20 protein-coding genes are annotated in these 18,640 nt (G+C 72.4%); 9 read left to right on the top strand and 11 right to left on the bottom strand.

Annotated elements, in window-relative coordinates; translation table 11 throughout:
• Positions 1-26 precede the first annotated feature (26 nt).
• On the top strand, positions 27-728 hold the full coding sequence (ung, locus tag ACQP03_RS30120; protein WP_357399260.1) for a uracil-DNA glycosylase: 702 nt from the start codon (positions 27-29) through the stop codon (positions 726-728).
• A 104-nt stretch (positions 729-832) separates the two neighbouring features.
• On the opposite strand, the gene ACQP03_RS30115 is transcribed toward ung, so the two are convergent.
• A complete protein-coding gene (locus ACQP03_RS30115; protein WP_363660487.1) occupies positions 833-1,537 on the bottom strand; it encodes a helix-turn-helix domain-containing protein in 705 nt (234 codons plus the stop codon).
• Between the two features lie 751 nt (positions 1,538-2,288).
• Here ACQP03_RS30115 and tsaB point away from each other — a divergent pair.
• The 4 genes from tsaB to ACQP03_RS30095 are packed head-to-tail and all read left to right on the top strand — an operon-like array spanning position 2,289 to position 4,753.
• A complete protein-coding gene (gene tsaB / locus ACQP03_RS30110) occupies positions 2,289-2,966 on the top strand; it encodes a tRNA (adenosine(37)-N6)-threonylcarbamoyltransferase complex dimerization subunit type 1 TsaB (protein ID WP_357126360.1) in 678 nt (225 codons plus the stop codon).
• A complete protein-coding gene (gene rimI / locus ACQP03_RS30105) occupies positions 2,963-3,445 on the top strand; it encodes a ribosomal protein S18-alanine N-acetyltransferase (protein WP_357126357.1) in 483 nt (160 codons plus the stop codon). The genes tsaB and rimI overlap by 4 nt, the downstream gene beginning before the upstream one ends.
• Positions 3,438-4,484: a tRNA (adenosine(37)-N6)-threonylcarbamoyltransferase complex transferase subunit TsaD gene (gene tsaD / locus ACQP03_RS30100; protein ID WP_357126354.1), complete on the top strand. Its 1,047-nt coding sequence runs from the start codon at positions 3,438-3,440 to the stop codon at positions 4,482-4,484. The genes rimI and tsaD overlap by 8 nt, the downstream gene beginning before the upstream one ends.
• A 14-nt stretch (positions 4,485-4,498) precedes the next feature.
• Positions 4,499-4,753 (top strand): hypothetical protein, encoded by a 255-nt coding sequence (locus tag ACQP03_RS30095; protein ID WP_053660576.1) that lies wholly within the window; start codon positions 4,499-4,501, stop codon positions 4,751-4,753.
• Positions 4,754-4,776: 23 nt separating this feature from the next.
• Here the strand turns inward: ACQP03_RS30095 and ACQP03_RS30090 are convergent, their stop codons facing one another.
• From ACQP03_RS30090 to ACQP03_RS30055, 8 genes are all read right to left on the bottom strand, one after another.
• Entirely contained in the window at positions 4,777-5,517 is a 741-nt protein-coding gene (locus tag ACQP03_RS30090) for a DUF4142 domain-containing protein (protein WP_357126351.1), read from the bottom strand.
• A gap of 156 nt (positions 5,518-5,673) precedes the next feature.
• Complete coding sequence (locus ACQP03_RS30085) at positions 5,674-5,979, bottom strand: DUF1707 SHOCT-like domain-containing protein (RefSeq protein ID WP_357126348.1); 306 nt, start codon at positions 5,977-5,979, stop codon at positions 5,674-5,676.
• A 19-nt stretch (positions 5,980-5,998) separates the two neighbouring features.
• Positions 5,999-7,180 carry an ROK family protein gene (locus ACQP03_RS30080; protein ID WP_357126345.1) on the bottom strand — a complete coding sequence of 394 codons (1,182 nt, stop codon included), beginning with the start codon at positions 7,178-7,180 and terminating at the stop codon, positions 5,999-6,001.
• 22 nt (positions 7,181-7,202) lie between these two features.
• The gene (locus tag ACQP03_RS30075; protein WP_357174423.1) at positions 7,203-8,465 is read right to left on the bottom strand and encodes a sugar ABC transporter permease; all 1,263 of its coding nucleotides are present in this window, start codon (positions 8,463-8,465) and stop codon (positions 7,203-7,205) included.
• Entirely contained in the window at positions 8,462-9,280 is an 819-nt protein-coding gene (locus ACQP03_RS30070) for an ATP-binding cassette domain-containing protein (RefSeq protein WP_357126338.1), read from the bottom strand. Before ACQP03_RS30070 ends, ACQP03_RS30075 begins: the two co-directional genes overlap by 4 nt.
• Before the next feature lie 113 nt (positions 9,281-9,393).
• Positions 9,394-10,482 (bottom strand): sugar ABC transporter substrate-binding protein, encoded by a 1,089-nt coding sequence (locus ACQP03_RS30065; protein WP_357126335.1) that lies wholly within the window; start codon positions 10,480-10,482, stop codon positions 9,394-9,396.
• Positions 10,483-10,658: 176 nt separating this feature from the next.
• Positions 10,659-11,138: a Cys-tRNA(Pro) deacylase gene (ybaK, locus tag ACQP03_RS30060; RefSeq protein ID WP_433459277.1), complete on the bottom strand. Its 480-nt coding sequence runs from the start codon at positions 11,136-11,138 to the stop codon at positions 10,659-10,661.
• A 9-nt stretch (positions 11,139-11,147) separates the two neighbouring features.
• Positions 11,148-12,329 carry a THUMP-like domain-containing protein gene (locus ACQP03_RS30055; protein ID WP_357174429.1) on the bottom strand — a complete coding sequence of 394 codons (1,182 nt, stop codon included), beginning with the start codon at positions 12,327-12,329 and terminating at the stop codon, positions 11,148-11,150.
• A 258-nt stretch (positions 12,330-12,587) separates the two neighbouring features.
• On the opposite strand from ACQP03_RS30055, the gene groES reads away from it, so the two are divergent.
• From groES to ACQP03_RS30040, 3 genes are all read left to right on the top strand, one after another.
• Positions 12,588-12,902 (top strand): co-chaperone GroES, encoded by a 315-nt coding sequence (gene groES, locus ACQP03_RS30050; protein WP_030330046.1) that lies wholly within the window; start codon positions 12,588-12,590, stop codon positions 12,900-12,902.
• Positions 12,903-12,972: 70 nt separating this feature from the next.
• Positions 12,973-14,616, top strand: coding sequence for a chaperonin GroEL (gene groL, locus ACQP03_RS30045; protein ID WP_357126326.1), 1,644 nt, complete (start codon positions 12,973-12,975; stop codon positions 14,614-14,616).
• 125 nt (positions 14,617-14,741) lie between these two features.
• The gene (locus ACQP03_RS30040) at positions 14,742-16,307 is read left to right on the top strand and encodes a molybdopterin-dependent oxidoreductase (RefSeq protein ID WP_357396948.1); all 1,566 of its coding nucleotides are present in this window, start codon (positions 14,742-14,744) and stop codon (positions 16,305-16,307) included.
• A 175-nt stretch (positions 16,308-16,482) separates the two neighbouring features.
• Here the strand turns inward: ACQP03_RS30040 and ACQP03_RS30035 are convergent, their stop codons facing one another.
• Positions 16,483-16,866 (bottom strand): WhiB family transcriptional regulator, encoded by a 384-nt coding sequence (locus ACQP03_RS30035; RefSeq protein ID WP_357126320.1) that lies wholly within the window; start codon positions 16,864-16,866, stop codon positions 16,483-16,485.
• Positions 16,867-17,122: 256 nt separating this feature from the next.
• Here ACQP03_RS30035 and ACQP03_RS30030 point away from each other — a divergent pair, with 256 nt between their 5' ends.
• A complete protein-coding gene (locus ACQP03_RS30030) occupies positions 17,123-17,941 on the top strand; it encodes a helix-turn-helix transcriptional regulator (RefSeq protein WP_357126316.1) in 819 nt (272 codons plus the stop codon).
• A gap of 187 nt (positions 17,942-18,128) precedes the next feature.
• On the opposite strand, the gene ACQP03_RS30025 is transcribed toward ACQP03_RS30030, so the two are convergent.
• Positions 18,129-18,551 carry a DUF5319 domain-containing protein gene (locus ACQP03_RS30025; protein WP_357126313.1) on the bottom strand — a complete coding sequence of 141 codons (423 nt, stop codon included), beginning with the start codon at positions 18,549-18,551 and terminating at the stop codon, positions 18,129-18,131.
• Between the last annotated feature and the right edge of the window lie 89 nt (positions 18,552-18,640).

The following is an 18,640-nucleotide window of genomic DNA, read 5'->3' as shown; positions in this document are numbered from 1 at the left end:
CCGACCCGCGCTGGAAGAGGTTTCTGATGCCCGACGATGCCCCCGCCCTGGATCTGCTGGCGCTGCTGCCGGAGCAGTGGCGTGCCGTGCTCACCCCGCACCTCGACCCGGCCCGCACGGCCGCGCTGGCCGAGTTCGTCGCCCGGGAGTACGCGACGCAGACCGTCTTCCCGCCGCTGGAGGACCTCTTCTCGGCGTACCGACTCTGCCCGCCGGAGGCCACCCGGGTGCTGATCCTCGGGCAGGACCCCTACCACCGGGCCGGTCAGGCGCACGGGCTGAGCTTCAGCGTCCGCGAGGGCGTGTCGGTGCCGCCCTCGCTGCGCAACGTCTTCAAGGAGCTGGGCGAGGACGTGGGGGTGCCCAAGCCGCGCAGCGGCAACCTCGACGGTTGGGCGGCGCAGGGCGTGCTGCTGCTCAACGCGGTGCTGACCGTCCGTCAGGCCACCCCCGGCTCGCATGCGAACGCCGGCTGGGAGGAGTTCACCGACGCCACCATCCGGGCGCTGGACGCCCTGCCGGACCGGGTGGTCTTCCTGCTCTGGGGCGGCTACGCCCGCAAGAAGGCCGGCCTGGTCACCAACTCTCGGCACGTCGTGCTGGAGGCCGGCCACCCGAGCCCGATGAACCCGCGCGGCTTCCTGGGCAGCCGCCCGTTCAGCGCGGCCAACAAGGCCCTCGCCGACGCCGGCCGTCCCACCATCGACTGGGAGCGCACCGCCGACTGACCTCAGCCTGGCCTGGCCTGGCCCGGGTTCGGCGCCGGCTGGCCTGCTCCGGGTCCGGCGCCGGCTGGCCTGCTCCGGGTCCGGCGCCGGCTGGCCGGGTCCGGTCAGCTTTCCGGGGCGCGGCGCCGGGCCCGGTAGCGGCGCAGCAGGTCGGCGGCCCGCGGCTCGGTCAACTCCAGCTCGACCAGCGGCACCACCTGATAATCGCGGCCACCGTGGCGTACCTCGATCGTCTCGGGCAACTCGTCGCACATGGTCGCCCTGATCTCGCCGTACCGGGTCGACCAGCGGTGTTCGCCCGGCTCTTCCGGCTCCAACCACACCCCGCCGAACTCGCCCCACCGGGCGTTCCACCGCTGGCCGTAGTTTGCCTCCAGCCAGCCGGTGAACCGTTTCGAGTCCTGCCAGCGGAGGGCGATCTCGACGGCGTCCACCGGCACCGGCGCGCCCTGCAACAGCGCCGCCGTGCTACCGGTGAGCACCTGCGGAAAGTCGATCAGTCGGTCCAGCGTCTCGTTGAGGCCCAGTTCGTCGATGCGTTCGCCGATCGGGCGGGCGGCCAGTTCGTCGATGCGAGCGTCGAGATGCGCGTCCAGCGGTTCGACCCCGACCACCAGCTGCACGTCCATCGCGGTGAACAACCGCTCCAGCACCGGGACGCTCGGCGCGCGTTCGCCGCGTTCGATCCGCGCCACGGCCGCCTGGCTGACCTCGGCGAGTCCCGCGAGCTGGCGCTGGCTCAGCTCGCGTCGCTGGCGTTGTTGTCGCAGCACGGCGCCGAGGAGGGTGACGAGGCGAGTCGATGGCATCCCGGCATGCTGGCCCAGCATCAGACGGTCGCGGTAGCTCTGCGGCGGATTCACGACTCGCGGTCTTGCAGGCCGGGATCAGCACGGTCGGGGCCGCGTCGCTGAGCGGCGGCGGTATTGCTGATGAGAGTGATGCCTGTGAGTCATCTTGATGACTCACAGGCATCAGGCTCATCAGGATGGTGTCGCCGTCGCCGTCGCCGTCGCCGTCGCCGTCGCCGTCGCCGTCGCCGTCGCCGTCGCCGTCGCCGTCGCCGTCGCCGTCGCCGTCGCCGTCGCCGTCGCCGTCGCCGTCGCCGTCGCCGTCGCCGTCGCCGTCGCCGTCGCCGTCGCCGTCGCCGTCGCCGTCGCCGTCGCCGTCGCCGTCGCCGTCGCCGTCGCCGTCGCCGTCGCCGTCGCCGTCGCCGCGGTCGGGAAGACGCGTGGCGTGGCGTCGCGGTCGGGAAGACGCGTGGCGTGGCGTCGCGGTCGGGAAGACGCGTGGCGTGGCGTCGCGGTCGGGAAGACGCGTGGCGTGGCGTCGCGGTCGGGAAGACGCGTGGCGTGGCGTCGCGGTCGGGAAGACGCGTGGCGTGGCGTGGCGGTCGGGAAGACGCGTGGCGTGGCGTGGCGGTCGGGAAGGCGCACGGCCGGCGGGGTGGCGTGGCGAGGGGTGGAGTCGCGGCGCTGCTCGTCCGCCGGTAGGCCCGGTGGTGGCCGAGGGGCGGGGCGTCACGGGCGGGCGGTGGCGGGGCCGCTAGGCTGGCTAACCGTGCTCGTACTCGTGGTGGACAGCTCGACCCCCGCGGTGACCGCAGCGTTGGTGGAGATCTCGGCGGACGGCGTCACGTCCCGGGCGCACCGGTGCACGGTCGATGCCCGCGCGCACGGTGAACTGCTCGCGCCTCAGGTGGACGCGGTCCTTGCCGACGCCGGCGCGCGCCCGCGTGACCTGGGCGCGATAGTCGCCGGGCTCGGCCCCGGGCCGTTCACCGGGCTGCGGGTCGGCCTGGTCACCGCCGCCACGATGGGGCAGGTGCTCGGCATTCCGACGTACGGCGTCTGTTCCCTGGACGCCATCGGCCACCCGGCGGCTGCCGGCGAGCCGGTGCTGGCAGCCAGCGACGCCCGCCGCAAGGAGCTGTACTGGGCTGTCTACGACGGGGCCGGCCAGCGGGTCGTCGGGCCCGAGGTGTCCTCGCCGGCGGTGGCCGCCGCCCGCGCCCGTGAGCTGGGCGCTACGGTCGCGGTCGGCGACGGAGCACACCGGTACGCCGAGGCTCTGGACCTGCCGGTCCGGGTCGAACCGCGCTACCCGGAGGCCACCGTGCTGGCGCTGCTCGCCGCCGAGCGGATCCGGGCCGGCGCGCCCGGCGAGCGACTCACCCCGCTCTACCTGCGCCGTCCCGACGCCGTGGCGGCCACCGGCCGCAAACCGGTCCTCCCGTGACGTCGGTACGGCTGGAACGGTTCCGCTGGTGGCACGTCGACGAGGCGATGCCGATCGAGGCGGACCTGTTCGGCGCCGGGCAGTGGTCGCCCTCCATGTTCTGGAACGAGCTGGCCAACGGGCACCACTACCGGGTCGCGACCGACAGCGACGGAGCGGTGCTCGGCTACGCCGGGCTCGCCGGCGCCCCACCGGACGAGGTGTGGGTGCAGGTCATCGCCGTCCGGCGGGACGTCCAGCGACGTGGCGTCGGCCGCGTCCTGTTGGAGGAACTGCTCGCCGAGGCGAACCGTCGGGGCGCCCGCAGCACCCTGCTGGAGGTGGCCGTGGACAACGCCCCCGCCCAGCGCCTCTACGCGACGTACGGGTTCGAGCCGATCGGGGTGCGTCGCGGCTACTACCAACCGAGCAACACCGACGCGCTGGTCATGCGGCGCGACGCCGAGCCGACCGGGGACGGACCACACGACCATGGCTGACGAACCGCTGATCCTGGGCATCGAGACCTCGTGCGACGAGACCGGCGTCGGCATCGTACGCGGGCACACCCTGCTGGCTGACGCGCTCGCGTCCAGCGTCGAGGAGCACGCCCGTTTCGGGGGCGTGGTGCCGGAGGTGGCCAGCCGGGCCCACCTCGAAGCCATCGTGCCGACCATGCAGCGGGCGCTCACCGACGCTGGCGTCACCCTCGCCGACATCGACGCCATCGCGGTCACCTCCGGGCCGGGTCTGGCCGGCGCGCTGCTCGTCGGCGTCGCCGCCGCCAAGGGGTACGCCCTCGCCGCCGAGAAGCCGGTGTACGGCGTCAACCACCTCGCCGCGCACGTGGCGGTGGACACCCTGGAACACGGCCCACTGCCCGAACCGGCCATCGCCCTGCTGGTCTCCGGCGGGCACTCGTCCCTGTTGCTGGTCGACGACCTGGCCCGGGGTGTCACCCCGCTCGGCGCCACCATCGACGACGCGGCCGGTGAGGCGTTCGACAAGGTGGCCCGGCTGCTCGGGTTGCCGTTCCCGGGCGGTCCGCCCATCGACCGTGAGGCCCGGGCGGGTGACGCCGCCTCCATCGCCTTCCCGCGTGGCCTGACCGCCGCGAAGGACCTGGCGGCCCACCGGTACGACTTCTCGTTCTCCGGTCTGAAGACGGCCGTGGCCCGCTGGGTGGAGGCACGGCAACGCGCCGGTGAGCCGGTGCCGGTCGCCGACGTGGCCGCGTCCTTCCAGGAGGCGGTCTGCGACGTGCTGACCAACAAGGCCATCGCCGCCTGCCGGGCGCAGGGCATCGACACCCTGGTGATCGGTGGGGGAGTGGCCGCGAACTCCCGGCTGCGGGCGTTGGCCGAGGAGCGGGCCGAGAAGTACGGCATCCGGGTCCGGGTGCCGCGGCCGAAGCTGTGCACCGACAACGGGGCGATGGTGGCCGCGCTCGGATCGCACCTGGTTGCCGCCGGGGTCGCGCCGAGCCGGCTGGATCTGCCGGCCGACTCGGCGCTGCCGTTGACCACGGTCAGCGTGTGACGGGGACGCCGGAGATGATCGTGCGGATGTGGGAGGCGCGCGCCGAGGCGTACGGCGTCGCCGACCTGATCACCTGGGTGTGCGACACCGCCCTGCCCGAGCTGGAGCACGACCCGCTGCACGTGTCGAGCGAGGTCTTCTCGTCCACCGACCACCGCGTCGTGGTCATCTCGAAGTGGCGCAGCAACCCGCGTCCGCTGCCCGATCCGCCCGCCCTGCTGGTGGCCCGCGCCCCGCACTCCTGGGACTTCACCCAGGTCGACCGCTGACTCCGGGCCACCTCAATCGTCGGTCAGCTCCGGCGCAGCATCCGGTAGGTGGCGATCCCGCCGGTACCGAGCGCGGCGAGGAAGACCAGCCAGACGACGGTGCTGCTCACCCCGACCTGCGGCCCCGCGTTCGCCCCGGCGGCGGCGAGCAGACCGTCCTTGCCGGGCGCGGGCAGCGCGGCCGGCGGCAGTTCGGGCCAGCGGACCAGTCCGGTGGACTCCAGCATCTGCATGTGGTGCTGTACGAAGGCGTTGGCGTCCTCGCAGAGCTTGCGGACGGTGGCGTCGCGGGTGCTGGCCCGTACCGCGCCGATCACCGGGAAGATCTTGCCGTGGGCCACCCGGAGCCGGGTCACGAAGATCTGGTCGAACCGAGCGCCGGACGCGTTCTGCATCTCGGCCAGCCAGCCCTTCTGTTCGGCCGTCGGCTCGGTGGGGATGGACGCGCCGAGCTTGTTGGCGGCGTCCACGACGAGCTGGTCGAGCTTCTGGTGCTCGCCGGCGATGCCGGCCCCGATCTCCCGTACCTTCGGCGACTGTCCCTTCTCGGCGGCCATCTGGCCGGCCGGCATCTCCCACAGCCCGGCCAGGCGCACCCCGTTGAGCAGCGTCATGTCGGCGGCGTTGAGCTGCTGCCCACCCGCGGGGGCGGCGATGGCCACGCCCGGCAGGACACCGACCCCCGCGATGATCGCGATGAGCAACATCGCCGCGCGGTGCGTCCGGTTGCCCGGCCGGCGACGGGCCAATCTGAGCGGTGCCATGTCTGCGGTGCCTCCTCGGTCCGGACCGAAACGCGTCTGGACCGGGCAGCCGCACCCTGCCGGCCGCCCGTCCGCCCACTGGTACGGACTGATCGTCCGATCAGTTCATCCGCTCGGGCCGTGGAAATGCGGAGCCCGTCGGGCGTGCCACACGGATCAGCGGGTGACGGCCAGGAAGCCACCGAGCAGCAGCAGGGTGAGCGCGGCGACGGCGAAGAGCACCAGCAGCTCCCGGCGGCCGTGCCCGATCCCGTCGTCGCCCTTCGCCGCGGCTGCGGGATCGGGCAGGGCGGGCAGGTCCCGGGTCAGCGTGGCGAGGTCGCCGAGGGTGCGGGAGGTCCACACCGCGCCGACCCGTTCGGAGAACTCGTCCAGGGTGAGTCGGCCCACCGTGGTGTGCCGGTGCAGCTCGGCGACCACCCGGTGACGGTCGTCGTCGGAGGCGCGCAACTCGACGTCCACGCCGGACAGCGTACGCGGGTCAGCCCACGTCGAGGGGGTCGGCGAGCAGTCGTTCGAAGGCCAGCTCGGCGGCCCCGATCAGGGGTGCGTCCTCGCCCAGCGTCGGCGTACGCAGCCGGACGTGCTCCAGGCACGCGCCGAGTGCGTTCGAGTTGAGCCGGCTGCGGATCTGGGCCGCCGCCGCGAGGTAGAGGTCGCGCATGGTGCCGCCGAAGATGACCATCTCGGGGTTGAAGACGTTGACCAGGTTGGCGACCCCGAAGCCGAGCCAGTCACCCGCCTGGCGTACCGCCGTCTGGGCGCGGGCGTCCCCCCGGTCGGCGGCGTCGAAGACGGCCAGCAGGGCGTCGCGTCCCCGCGCATCGGAGCGTCCGGCGGCGCGCAGCAGGCCGTGCTCGCCGATCTCGGTCTCCCAGCAACCCCGGGCGCCGCACTCGCAGGGCCTGCCGTCGCGCACCACCTTCATGTGGCCGACCTCGCCGCCGTACCCGCCGTGTCCGGTGAGCCGACGCCCACCGGCGATGATCCCGGCGCCCACGCCGACGTCGCCGTACAGGTAGATGACGTTGTCGCAGCCGGCCGCGACGCCCCTGGTGTGCTCGGCGAACGCCGCCACGTCCGCCACGTTGCCGACCGTGACCGGCACGTCCAGGCCCATCTCGGCCCCGAGCGCCGCGCCGATCGGCTCGTCCACCCAGCCGGTGGTGGGGCCGAGCCGCACCAGGCCGTCCTCCCGGCGGACCATGCCGCAGACCGCGACGCCGGTGCCGACGCAGATCGCGCCGCCCGGGACCGCCTGCTGCATCTCCTTGACGGCGCCGGCCAGCATCGGCGCGGCCTCCGCGGCCAGCAGGCCACGTGGCCGGTCCAGCTCGCGGCGGTCCAGCACCGCGCCGCCCAGACCGACCCGCGCGGCCCGCAGCCGGTCCACCTCCACGGAGTACGCGTACGCGTACACCCGGGCCGACTCGGGCCGGACGACAATGGACGGTCGTCCGGCCCGGCCGGTCTCCTTCGGCGTTCCCTCACTGACCAGCCCGACGCCGGCCAGGTCGGCGGTGAGCGCGCCGATGGTGCTCCGGTTCAACCCCAGTGCCGTGGTGAGTTCGGCACGGGTGGTCGGCCCGTGGACGTGCACGTACCGCAGCAGGGCCCCGAGGTTCTGCCGGCGAACCTCTTCCTGGCTAGGTGCCGGGCGCATGCTGGTGCTACCTCCCGCGCGGTCAGCGGGAGCCGGTGGCTGCCGCGCGGCGGCGGGAGAGGGCGTCGACGCTGGCGGCGAGCAGCAGCACGACGCCGGTCACCACGTACTTGACTCCCGCGCTGTACCCCATCAGGCCCATTCCGTTTTCGATGACCGCGACCACCGCGCCTCCCAGCACGGCATCGAATACCCGGCCCTTGCCGCCGAAGAGGCTGGTGCCGCCGATCACCGCCGCGCCGACCGCGTAGAGCAGTACGTTACTGCCCCCCGTGTTCGGGTCGACCGAGTTGGCCCGGCTGGCGGCCACGATGCCACCGACGGCGGCCATGGACGAGCAGATCACGAAGACGGAGATCCGGATCCGGTCGACTCCGATGCCGGCCCGGCGGGCCGCTTCCCGGTTGCCGCCGACGGCGTAGATGTGCCGGCCGTAGCTGGTGCGTTGGAGCACGAAGGTCCAGATGACCAGCAGCACCGCGATGATCGGCACCACGATCGGCACACCCTTGAGCGAGACGATGAGGACGTTGCGGCTGCGCTCCAGGTTGAGCACGTACACGGCGGTGCCGAGGATGACGGCGAGCCCGCCGATCCGCAGCGCCACCACCGCGATCGGGTCGGTGATCAGGCCGCGGGCCGCCCGGTTGCGGTGGCGTAGCAGTTGCACCGCCGCGTAGCCGACGACGGCGACGGCGGTCAGCGCCCAGCCCAGCGCGGGGGCGAGGTTGCGGTTGGCGATGGCGACCAGCACCTCGTCGCGGACGGAGATGTTGGTGCCCTCCTGCACGAGCAGCAACACGACGCCCTGGAAGGCGAGGAAGCCGGCGAGAGTGACCACGAAGGACGGAATGCCGATCTTCGCGACGAGCATGCCGAGCGTGGTGCCGATGATGACACCGGTGGCGATCGCGGCGAGGACGGCGACCCACCATGGGTAGCCGAGCACGGTGACCACGTTTGCCAGTACCGCCGCGCAGACACCGCTGGCGAAGCCGGCGGAGAGGTCGATCTCGCCGAGCAGCAGCACGAAGACCAGGCCCATCGCGATCAGCGTGACCGCCGCGCCCTGGGTGAAGAGGTTGGCGAAGTTGCCGGCCGACAGGAACGACGACGGCCGCATGACCGCGAAGACGGTGCAGAGCACGATCAGGCCGAGCACGGCTGGTAGCGCGCCGACGTCGCCACCGCGTACCCGGCTCACGTAGTTGCGGACGTGGCTCCCGACGGTCGGCGGCGGTGTGACGGCCGCCGGGCCGTCCTTGCGCACGGCGGTGGTGGTCATCGGACGCCTCCTGAGATCGAGTCGGCCGGCTGCGGGCCGTCGCCGTTGCCGCCCGGGTCGGTGGCGAGGCCGAGGCCGCCCGAGCGCCCGGCGGTGATCAACTCAACCACCTGGGCGTGAGTGATGTCGGTGGTCTTCACCTGGGCGACCATCTGGCCGAGGTACAGCGCGGCGATCCGGTCGGAGACGGCGAAGACGTCGTTCATGTTGTGCGAGATGAGCACCACGGCCAGGCCGTTGTCGGCGAGGCGGCGAACGAGTTCGAGGACCTGGGCGGTCTGTGCCACGCCCAGGGCTGCGGTCGGCTCGTCCAGGATGACGAGCTTGCTGTTCCAGAGCACCGCCTTGGCGATGGCCACGGTCTGGCGCTGACCGCCGGAGAGGCTGGAGACGTGCTGGCGAAGCGAGGTGACGGTGCGGATGGAGAGCCCCGCCAGGGTCTCGGCGGCGAGCTGTTCCATGGTCGGCTCGTCCAGGACGATGCCGCTGTGCTTCTCCCGGCCGAGGAACATGTTCTGCACGATGTCCAGGTTGTCGCAGAGCGCGAGGTCCTGGTAGACGACCTCGATGCCGAGCGTTGCGGCGTCGCGGGGACTGCCGATGTGCACCTGTTCGCCGTTGAACAGGACCTCACCGGCGTCGGTGGGGTAGATGCCGCTGATGCACTTCACCAGGGTCGACTTGCCGGCGCCGTTGTCGCCGACAAGTGCGGTCACTTCGCCCGGGTGGACGCTCAGGGCGACGTCGCGGAGCACCTGGACGGGACCGAAGCTCTTGTCGATCCCGCGGAGTTCCAGCAGGGGAGTCGCGGACACGGGGTCTCCTTCTTAAGGGAGGGTCGGGGCCCGTCCGGCGGGCGCCGCCCGGCACGGGAGGGTGCTCCCGTGCCGGGCGGCGATGGTCGTCCCGGCGGGTACTGCGGCGTCGGTCAGCTGATGCCGGCTTCGGCGCAGAACTTGGCGTACGCCGCGGTGCAGACCTGCTCCTTGGTCGCGTAGCCGTCGGCGATGACGTCCTTGACGTTGTCCTTGTAGATGGCCTTCGGGGTGAGCAGCACCGAGGGGACGTCGCGGTCACCGTCCTTCACCGACTGGCCGGTGTCCTTCTTCTCGCCCTTGGCCAGCGCGATGGCCAGGTCTGCGGCGGCCTTGGCCTCTTCCCGGACTGCCTTGTAGACGGTCATGCACTGGTCACCGGCGAGGATGTTCTGCAGGCCCTCCACGCTGGCGTCCTGCCCGGTCACCGGCACCTTGCCGTTGATCTTGTTCTTCTTCAGGATCGAGATGGCGGCGTTGCCGAGAGTGTCGTTGGCGGCCAGCACGCCGTCGATCTTGCCCTTGGTCGCGGTGAGCTGCTGCTCGAAGATGGTCGCGGCGGTAGGGCCGTCCCAGCCCGGCACGGCGTCGTCCGGGCCCTTGGTGTATTCCTTGGAGTCGAACTTCGGCTTGAGCACCGAGTCGTAGCCGGCCTTGAACAGGGTGGCGTTGTTGTCGGTGGGCGAGCCGTTCAGGTACGACACGACAGGGTTCTTGGCACCCTTCTCGGTCAGGCACTTCGACAGGCCCTCGCCCTGGAGCTTGCCGACGACCTCGTTGTCGAAGCTGACGTAGTACTGGGCCGAGCCGCCCAGGGTGAGCCGGTCGTAGTCGATGGTGGCGACGCCCTGCGACTTGGCCTTGTCGAGCACGGCCTTGCCGGTGCCGGAGTCCAGGTTGACGATCATCAGGGCGGTGACGCCGCCGGTGATCATCTGGTCGGCGATGGTCTGGAAGGCGGCCTTGTCGTTCTGGGCGTTCTGGATGTCGGACTGGACGCCGGCGGCCTTGAACGCCTCCTCCAGGAAGCGACGGTCCGCCGTCTCCCAGCGGGGGGAGGACTTGCTGTCCGGAAGGATCACGCCGATCTTGGGAGTCTTCTTGGAGTCGGCCGAGCCGTTGCCGGAGTCGTCGCCGCAGGCGGTCAAACCGCCGGTCGCGAGCAGGCCCACGGCGGCGATGGTGAGGATCCCCTTACGCATGTGCAGGGTCCTTTCGGAGGTGGGGAGGTGTTGTTTTGTTGTGTCCGGCAACGTATTCCGCGTCACACTCGCACCACAAGACCACCCAGGTCCCAAGTTTGTTGGAAGCGATAACAATTCAGCAACGCGACTGTTACTCGCCGAACATCCGCCGAAAAGAGCGATGTAACGACAGGTCAGCGGGCCTGCAAGGGCGCGGTGCGGGCCGCCGTGAGCGCCACCAGGTCCACCGCCGCCAGTTCGAGTTGCAGCCCGCGCCGACCAGCGGAGACGTGGATCGTCGGCAGGTCCAGCGCGGAGTCGTCGAGCACGGTGGGCAGTCGCCGCCGCTGCCCGAGTGGGCTGATCCCGCCTCGCACGTAGCCGGTGGCCCGCTCGGCGACCGTCCGCTCGGCGAGCGCCGCCCGCTTGCCGCCGACCGCCGCCGCGAGCGCCTTGAGGTCCAGCTCACCGGTCACCGGTACGACCGCCACGGTGAGGACGCCGTCCACCTCGGTCACCAGCGACTTGAACACCCGCTCCGGCGCCACGCCGAGGGCCGCCGCCACCAGGGCGCCGTAGTTCGGAGCGTCGGGTGCCACCCGGTACGGGTGGGTGCGGTGCGCGATCCCGCGCTTGGCCAGTAGTGCCGTTGCCGGAGTGCCCTGTCCCGCCACGCCCCGAACCTAATCCACCGGCCGGCCGATCAGCACGGTCGGCGCTCCGGCGACCCGGGTCAGCACCAGGCTCGCCGCCTGGTCGCCGGCCAGGCGCAGGTCCCGCCGCAACTGCTCCGGCGTCAGCGCCGAACCCCGCTTGAGGATCTCCACCCGACCCACCCGACGCTCGCGCAGCAATGCCCGCAGGCGCTTGAGCGAGAACGGCAGCACGTCGGTGATCTCCAGACAGCGCGCGTACGGGGTGCGGGTCGGCTGGTCGGCGTAGAGGTACGCGATGCTCGGGTCGGCAAGGGTGGCGTCCAGCTCCGCGGCCAGCTCGGCGACGAGGTGCGCCCGGACCACCGCCGGGTCCGGGTCGTACAGGTAGCGGCGCGGGGGTCCGACCGGCGCCTCCGTGTCGCCCGAGCCGGTGAGCTGGTGGATCTCCCTCCGGTACACGCTGGCGCGGCGGGGCACCTCGGCCAGTTCGCCGCACCAGAGCGCCGCCTCGACCAGGTCGCCGTCCACGCCGACCCACTCCGCCTCCGCGCCAGCCGGGATGAGCGCGTGATCCAGGCCCGGCGCCACCTTCACCACCGTGCGGGGCACCCGCTCGGCGAGGCCGGTGACGAAGTCCCAGGGCGGCGAGTAGGCGCGCGGGTCGAAGATCCGTCGGCCGGTGCCGGTGGCCCGTCGGGCCGGGTCGCAGAAGACGCCGTCCACCCGCGACACGTCGAACGCGGTCGCGTCGCCGCACTCGACCGTGAACAGGTCGGCCAGCCCGGCGGCGGCGGCGTTGGCGGCGGCCATCGCCGCGGTCACCGGGTCGGCCTCGACCCCGTACACCCGGATGCCGGCACGGGCGGCGGCCAGCGCGTCCGCGCCGAGGCCGCACCCGAGATCGGCCAGGGTGCGCACGCCGGCCGCGTGCAGCCGGGCGGCCCGCCGGTCGGCGACCACCCGGCGGGTGGCCTGTTCCAGGCCGGGGCGGGTGAGGAACATCCCGGCGGCGGCCGGGCCGAACTTGCCCACCGCCCGGTGGCGCAGCTCGGCCTGGGTGAGGGCCGCCGCCGCCAGCGTCGGCGGCACCCCGGCCGCGCGGAGCGCCGACGCCGCGGCCAGTGGATCGCCGCCGGCCAGCTCGGCCGCCGCCGTGAGGGCGGCCGACCCCTCGGGGGTACGCAGTGCCGCCAACTGATCGAGATCCACCTGCCCATTCTCCCGACCGAGGGGAAAATACCGCTGGCGGGGCGCGACGCGCTGGCACTCTCCTTGACGGAGTGCTAGCCACGGAATAACCTGCGATTAGCACTCTCACCCTGAGGGTGCCAGCTTCCGGGTCTCGCGACCCGGGTGCGCACGCCAGGCGGACCGGCACCCGCGACGACGGCCCCGCCCGGTGGCATGAGGCAGATTGACGCTGGTCAGCCCCGCTGGCCAGCAACGAAACCAGTACCCCAGGAGGGTATGCCCGTGACTACCGCGACCAAGGTTGCGATCAAGCCGCTCGAGGACCGCATCGTGGTCCAGGCGAACGAGGCTGAGACCACCACGGCGTCGGGCATCGTGATCCCCGACACCGCCAAGGAGAAGCCGCAGGAGGGCACCGTCCTCGCTGTCGGTCCGGGGCGCGTCGACGACAACGGCAACCGGGTTCCGGTTGACGTGCAGGTCGGCGACACCGTCCTCTACTCGAAGTACGGCGGCACCGAGGTCAAGTACGCCGGCGAGGAGTACCTGGTGCTCTCCGCCCGCGACGTCCTCGCGGTCATCGAGAAGTAAGCAACCGATCAGTGTCGCTGCCCCGGTCCGGCTCGCCGGGCCGGGGCAGCGGCGCTTCGAAGGGACATTCATGGCGAAGATCCTCAGCTTCTCGGACGACGCCCGACACCTGCTGGAGCACGGTGTCAACGCCCTCGCTGACGCGGTCAAGGTCACCCTCGGCCCGCGCGGGCGCAACGTCGTCCTGGACAAGAAGTTCGGTGCGCCGACGATCACCAACGATGGCGTGACCATCGCGAAGGAGATCGAGCTCACCAACCCCTACGAGAACCTCGGCGCGCAGCTGGTCAAGGAGGTGGCGACCAAGACCAACGACGTCGCCGGCGACGGGACCACCACCGCGACCGTGCTGGCGCAGGCGATGGTCCGTGAGGGCCTGCGCAACGTGACCGCCGGGACCAACCCGGCCGGCCTCAAGCGGGGCATCGACGCGGCGGCCGCCAAGGTCTCCGAGGCGCTGCTCGGCAAGGCCGTCGAGGTCGCCGGCAAGGAGTCGATCGCGAACGTGGCGACGATCTCCGCGCAGGACGCCACCATCGGCGAGCTGATCGCCGAGGCGATGGAGCGGGTCGGCCGCGACGGTGTCATCACCGTCGAGGAGGGCTCGATGCTCACCACCGAGCTGGACGTGACCGAGGGTCTCCAGTTCGACAAGGGCTTCATCTCGCCGAACTTCGTCACCGACCTGGAGGGTCAGGAGTCCGTCCTCGAGGACGCGTACATCCTGGTCACCACCCAGAAGATCTCGGCGATCGAGGAGCTGCTGCCGCTGCTGGAGAAGGTCCTGCAGAACAGCAAGCCCCTGCTGATCATCGCCGAGGACGTGGACGGCCAGGCGCTCTCCACCCTGGTGGTCAACTCGCTGCGCAAGACCCTCAAGGTCTGCGCGGTCAAGGCCCCGGGCTTCGGCGACCGGCGCAAGGCCATGCTCCAGGACATCGCGATCTCCACGGGCGCCGAGCTGGTCGCCCCGGAGCTGGGCTACAAGCTCGACCAGGTCGGCCTGGAGGTGCTCGGCACCGCCCGGCGCGTCGTGGTCGACAAGGAGAACACCACGATCGTCGACGGCGGCGGCCAGAAGACCGAGGTCGACGACCGGGTGGCCCAGATCCGCAAGGAGATCGAGGCCTCCGACTCCGACTGGGACCGGGAGAAGCTGGCCGAGCGGCTGGCCAAGCTCTCCGGCGGCATCGCCGTGATCAAGGTGGGTGCGGCGACCGAGGTCGAGATGAAGGAGCGCAAGCACCGCATCGAGGACGCCATCGCGGCGACCAAGGCCGCGGTCGAGGAGGGCACCGTGCCCGGCGGCGGCGCCGCCCTGGTGCAGATCCTCCCCGTGCTCGACGACGACCTGGGCTTCACCGGCGAGGAGAAGGTCGGCGTCTCGATCGTGCGCAAGGCGCTGGTCGAGCCGCTGCGCTGGATCGCGCAGAACGCCGGCCACGACGGCTACGTCGTGACCCAGAAGGTCGCCGGCATGCAGTGGGGCAACGGCCTCGACGCGGCCACCGGCGAGTACGGCGACCTGGTCAAGTCCGGCATCATCGACCCGGTGAAGGTGACCCGCAACGCCGTCACCAACGCCGCGTCGATCGCCGGCCTGCTACTCACCACGGAGAGCCTCGTGGTGGAGAAGCCGGAGCAGCCCGAGCCGGCCGCCGCCGGTGGCGGGCACGGCCACGGCCACGGCCACCAGCACGGCCCGGGCTTCTGACCCGGTAGCGACACCCGTTCCGGGGCACACCGCCGTACGGCGGTGTGCCCCGGTTTCGTCGGGCGAGCATTACCAAGCGATGACGTCGTTGGCGATCGGCCGAGATGATCGCGCACACTGGGCCGATGAGCACGACGTCGCGGCGGTACGCCGCGCTGGCCGGAGTCACCGCCGCCGCCGTCGCGATCGGCACCGCGGAGCCGGTGGCGGTGCTGACCGGCCCCCGGTCGGCGCCACTGGTCGCGGTCGGCGGGGTGGTCGTCGACGCCGTTCCCGAGCCGATCAAGCAGTTCGCCATCGACGTCTTCGGCACCGCCGACAAGATCGCCCTGCTGACCGGAACGGCCCTGCTGCTGGGTGGGTTCGCGGCCCTGTTCGGAATGCTGGCGATCCGGCGGCTGGCCCTGGGCCTGGCCGGTATCGCGGCGTTCGGCGCCGTCGGTGTGGCCGCCGCGCTGACCCGCCCCGGCGCGGACGTCTTCGACGCGCTGCCGTCGCTGGTCGGCGGCGGGCTCGGCGCCCTGGTGCTCTGGCTGTTCATCGCCGGCCCGTTCGAGCTGGAACCCTGGCCGTGGGACCCACCCACGCCGGTGACGCCGGCCGCGCCGGTCGAGGGTGTCGACCCGGAGTCGCGCCGACGGTTCCTCACCGGCACCGGAGTGCTGCTCGGTACGGCGGCCGTGGCCGGTCTCGGCGGCCGTTGGCTGGCCGGGCGGCGGGGCGTCTCGGCCGCCCGGGACGCGATCCGGCTCCCCGCCCCGGCCGTCCCCGCGCCGGCCGTGCCCGCGGGAGCGGACCTGTCCCTGGCCCAGCTCGCGCCGTACGTCACCCCGAACTCCGGGTTCTACCGGATCGACACCGCCCTGGTGGTGCCGCAGGTGAACCCGGACACCTGGCGGCTGCGCATTCACGGCCGGGTGGGTACCGAGCGCACCTACAGCTACGCGGACCTGCTGGCCCGGCCGCTGGTCGAGCGGTACGTCACGCTGGCCTGCGTCTCCAACGAGGTCGGCGGGGACCTGATCGGCAACGCGCGCTGGCTCGGCGTACCGCTGCGGGAACTGCTGGACGAGGCCCAGCCGGACGAGGACGCCGACCAGGTCGTCGGCCGGTCGGTCGACGGCTGGACCTGCGGCACCCCCACCGCCGCCCTGCGCGACGGGCGGGACGCGCTGCTGGCGATCGGCATGAACGGCGAACCGCTGCCGGTCCAGCACGGCTTCCCGGTGCGGATGGTGGTGCCCGGTCTCTACGGCTACGTGTCGGCCTGCAAGTGGGTGACCGAGCTGGAGTTGACGCGCTTCGCCGACTTCGACGCGTACTGGGTGCCACGCGGTTGGTCGGCCCAGGGGCCGATCAAGACCCAGTCGCGGATCGACGCGCCACGACGGCGCAACAAGCTGACCGCCGGCCCGGTGACGGTGGCCGGTGTGGCCTGGGCGCAGCACCGGGGCATCAGCCGGGTCGAGGTACGCGTCGACGACGGCCCCTGGCAGGAGGCGGCGCTGGCCCCGACGGTGTCGGTGGACACCTGGGTCCAGTGGTCCTGGCGCTGGGACGCCACGCCGGGCGAGCACCGCCTTCAGGTCCGGGCCACGGACGCGACCGGCGAGACCCAGACCGAGCGCACCCAGAGCGTCGCCCCCGACGGCGCCACCGGCTGGCACACCGTCCCGGTAAACGTCCACTAACCCCACCCACCCCCACCCCTCGGCCCGGTGATCATGAGGTTGTTGCCACCCTGACGGCGTGTCGGGGGCAACAACTTCATGATCACCGGGGTCGGGGTTGGGTGGGGTGGGTACGCGGGAACCGCGCTCCCGCTGGGCGGGGGCGCGGTTCGCGGTGTCGGGGTGGTGTGTGGGGTCAGGCGACGTTGCGCTGGGCGGGGACCGTCGACTTGTGCGGGCGACCCAGGCGCGCCTCCAGGCGGGCCACGTCGACCCGGATCTGCCGGCGGTCCGCCAGGTCCTCCCAGCCGACGGCGAGCAGGCGCAGCCGCTCCGACTCGCTGAAGCCGCCCCACACGCCGTACGGCTCGCGGACCGACAGCGCGTGTGCGGCGCACTCGGCGCGGACCGGGCAGGCGCGGCAGACCGACTTGGCCGAGGACTCCCGCCGCAGCCGCGAGGATCCGCGCTCCCCGTCCGGGTGGAAGAACTGCGCGCTGTCCCGGCCCCGGCAGGCACCGAGCCGCTGCCAGTCCCAGAGGTCGACGATGGGTCCGGGCAGTCTACGTACGTTCGACATCAGCACCCCTCCTCCCGCGCGGCACCGCGAGAATGCTTGTGGCCGGCTTCCGGGCGGCGGGCCGCGCAGGCGCACCGTTCCCGGCCTGGACCCCCCGGTACCCGGGTCGTTGCCGGCTCACACTTCTGTGATCGAAAACCCCCGACAACTTGCGGCTTTTGCCCCATCTGTCGGAAAAGTTCAGATGATTGCCGGGAACCTCCTCCCCAGCCGACCTCGTCATGGTCTGCTCGTGTGCGGAGAGGAGACCATCACAGTGCGTACCGTTCTTGTGTGCGTTCGGACACCGCTCGCGGCTCAGCACCTCACTTCTGCTGCCGCGCGGCTGGGTCTGTCCGCGATCGTTCGTACCGCCGTCTCCGATCCCGAGGTGATGCTGCGACTGGCCGAACGACCGGCCGACGTGGTTCTGGCCGACACGGCCCTCACCCGGCCGGACAGCGCGGGCTTCGTCCGTCGGGTGCTGGCCCGCGCGCCGCAGGCCGCGGTCGTGCTGCTCGGCGCCGAGGAATCCGAGGCGGCGGCCGCCACCATCAGCGCCGGCGCCCGTGGGCTGATCCAGAACGCCGACCACGACCTCACCAGCGCGGTGGCGAAGGCCCTGCTCCTGTTGACCGCGCCCGGCCGGGCCTCCCGGCAGCGGGTCACCGACCCGGCGCGGGATGCGGCGGCGGTCGGCGGCTCGGCCCGTTCCACTCCGTCGGTACGCGGCGCCGCAGAGCCCGGCTGGACCGCCGCGACCGGCGACGGGCCGGCGGGCGTCGCCTCGGTACCCGTGCAGCGGGGCGACGACGAGGTCGAGGCGGCGACCGACGGGACCGCCACCGGGCAGTCCGACGCCATCCGGCCCGGCGCGGGCGTTCGTGGCGGCCGGTCGTCGATCGGGCTCACCGAACGGGAACTCCAGGTGCTGCTGGGCATGGCCGAGGGCAAGAGCAACGCGGAGATCGGCCGGGAACTGTTCGTCTCGGAGGACACCGTCAAGACACACGCGCGCCGGCTGTTCCGCAAGCTCGGCGCCCGGGACCGCGCCCACGCGGTCGCCGCCGGCTTCCGGGCCGGCCTGGTCTCCTGACGCCGCAGCCCGCCGCAGCCCGCCGCAGCCCGCCGCAGCCCGCCGCGACCCGCCGCAGCCCGCCGCGACCCGCTCAAGATCGTGCTCGAACCGGAAAGTAGTGGCCTCCCGGCGCGGCGGGGCCACTACTTCCTTGTTCCAGCACGATCTTGAGCGGTCTTCGGGAGCGCCCGGGGCCGGCGGAACCTCAGTCGGTGGGGGCGGCGCCCGGGTCCGGCTCGTCCTCGGTGCCCTCGGTCAGGGTGTCGTGCACCCCGTCGGCGTACCCACGGGCGTAGTCCCAGGTCACGTAGTGGTCCGGATCCGGGTCGTACGCCGGCTCGTGCACGCGGGGCCGCCCCGAGTTGAGCAGGTGCCGCAGGTTGCCCCGCAGCAGGTCCCAGTCGAAGTAGTGCGGCTCCCGGCAGTCCTCGCATTCGATGACCAGCCCGCGCACCCCGATGGGCGCCAGCAGGGCCTGGTAGATCTCCAGATCGGCGAGGTCCTCCAGCACGTCCTGTCGCTCGACGTCGGTCAGTGGATCCGGCGTCGCGTCGTCGCCCGGATCGTCCAGCCCCGCGGTCGGGTCGGCCGGGTCGCCGTTGAACGGGTCGATGGGCTCGTCGTGCACCCCCTCACCGTAGACCCAACGCGGCGGGAACGTCCGCCCCCGGGCACCGCGCCGAGGCAACCGCCGCCGATCCAGGTCGCGCAGGTCAC

The organism is Micromonospora sp. CA-248212 (genome assembly GCF_050948405.1).
Taxonomy (GTDB): domain Bacteria; phylum Actinomycetota; class Actinomycetes; order Mycobacteriales; family Micromonosporaceae; genus Micromonospora.
The sequence above is the reverse complement of the archived record's forward strand: the minus strand, read 5'-3'. Positions and strand labels throughout refer to the sequence as shown.

What these genes read in the sequence shown, in the direction of transcription:
- groES (WP_030330046.1), top strand. Translation starts at nt 12,588, where the DNA reads ATGCCCGTGACTACCGCGACCAAGGTTGCGATCAAGCCGCTCGAGGAC.
- ACQP03_RS30075 (WP_357174423.1), bottom strand. Translation starts at nt 8,465, where the DNA reads ATGACCACCACCGCCGTGCGCAAGGACGGCCCGGCGGCCGTCACACCG.
- ACQP03_RS30040 (WP_357396948.1), top strand. Translation starts at nt 14,742, where the DNA reads ATGAGCACGACGTCGCGGCGGTACGCCGCGCTGGCCGGAGTCACCGCC.
- groL (WP_357126326.1), top strand. Translation starts at nt 12,973, where the DNA reads ATGGCGAAGATCCTCAGCTTCTCGGACGACGCCCGACACCTGCTGGAG.
- ACQP03_RS30090 (WP_357126351.1), bottom strand. Translation starts at nt 5,517, where the DNA reads ATGGCACCGCTCAGATTGGCCCGTCGCCGGCCGGGCAACCGGACGCAC.
- ung (WP_357399260.1), top strand. Translation starts at nt 27, where the DNA reads ATGCCCGACGATGCCCCCGCCCTGGATCTGCTGGCGCTGCTGCCGGAG.
- ACQP03_RS30115 (WP_363660487.1), bottom strand. Translation starts at nt 1,537, where the DNA reads ATGCCATCGACTCGCCTCGTCACCCTCCTCGGCGCCGTGCTGCGACAA.
- ACQP03_RS30035 (WP_357126320.1), bottom strand. Translation starts at nt 16,866, where the DNA reads ATGTCGAACGTACGTAGACTGCCCGGACCCATCGTCGACCTCTGGGAC.
- ACQP03_RS30080 (WP_357126345.1), bottom strand. Translation starts at nt 7,180, where the DNA reads ATGCGCCCGGCACCTAGCCAGGAAGAGGTTCGCCGGCAGAACCTCGGG.
- ACQP03_RS30065 (WP_357126335.1), bottom strand. Translation starts at nt 10,482, where the DNA reads ATGCGTAAGGGGATCCTCACCATCGCCGCCGTGGGCCTGCTCGCGACC.
- tsaD (WP_357126354.1), top strand. Translation starts at nt 3,438, where the DNA reads ATGGCTGACGAACCGCTGATCCTGGGCATCGAGACCTCGTGCGACGAG.
- ACQP03_RS30095 (WP_053660576.1), top strand. Translation starts at nt 4,499, where the DNA reads ATGATCGTGCGGATGTGGGAGGCGCGCGCCGAGGCGTACGGCGTCGCC.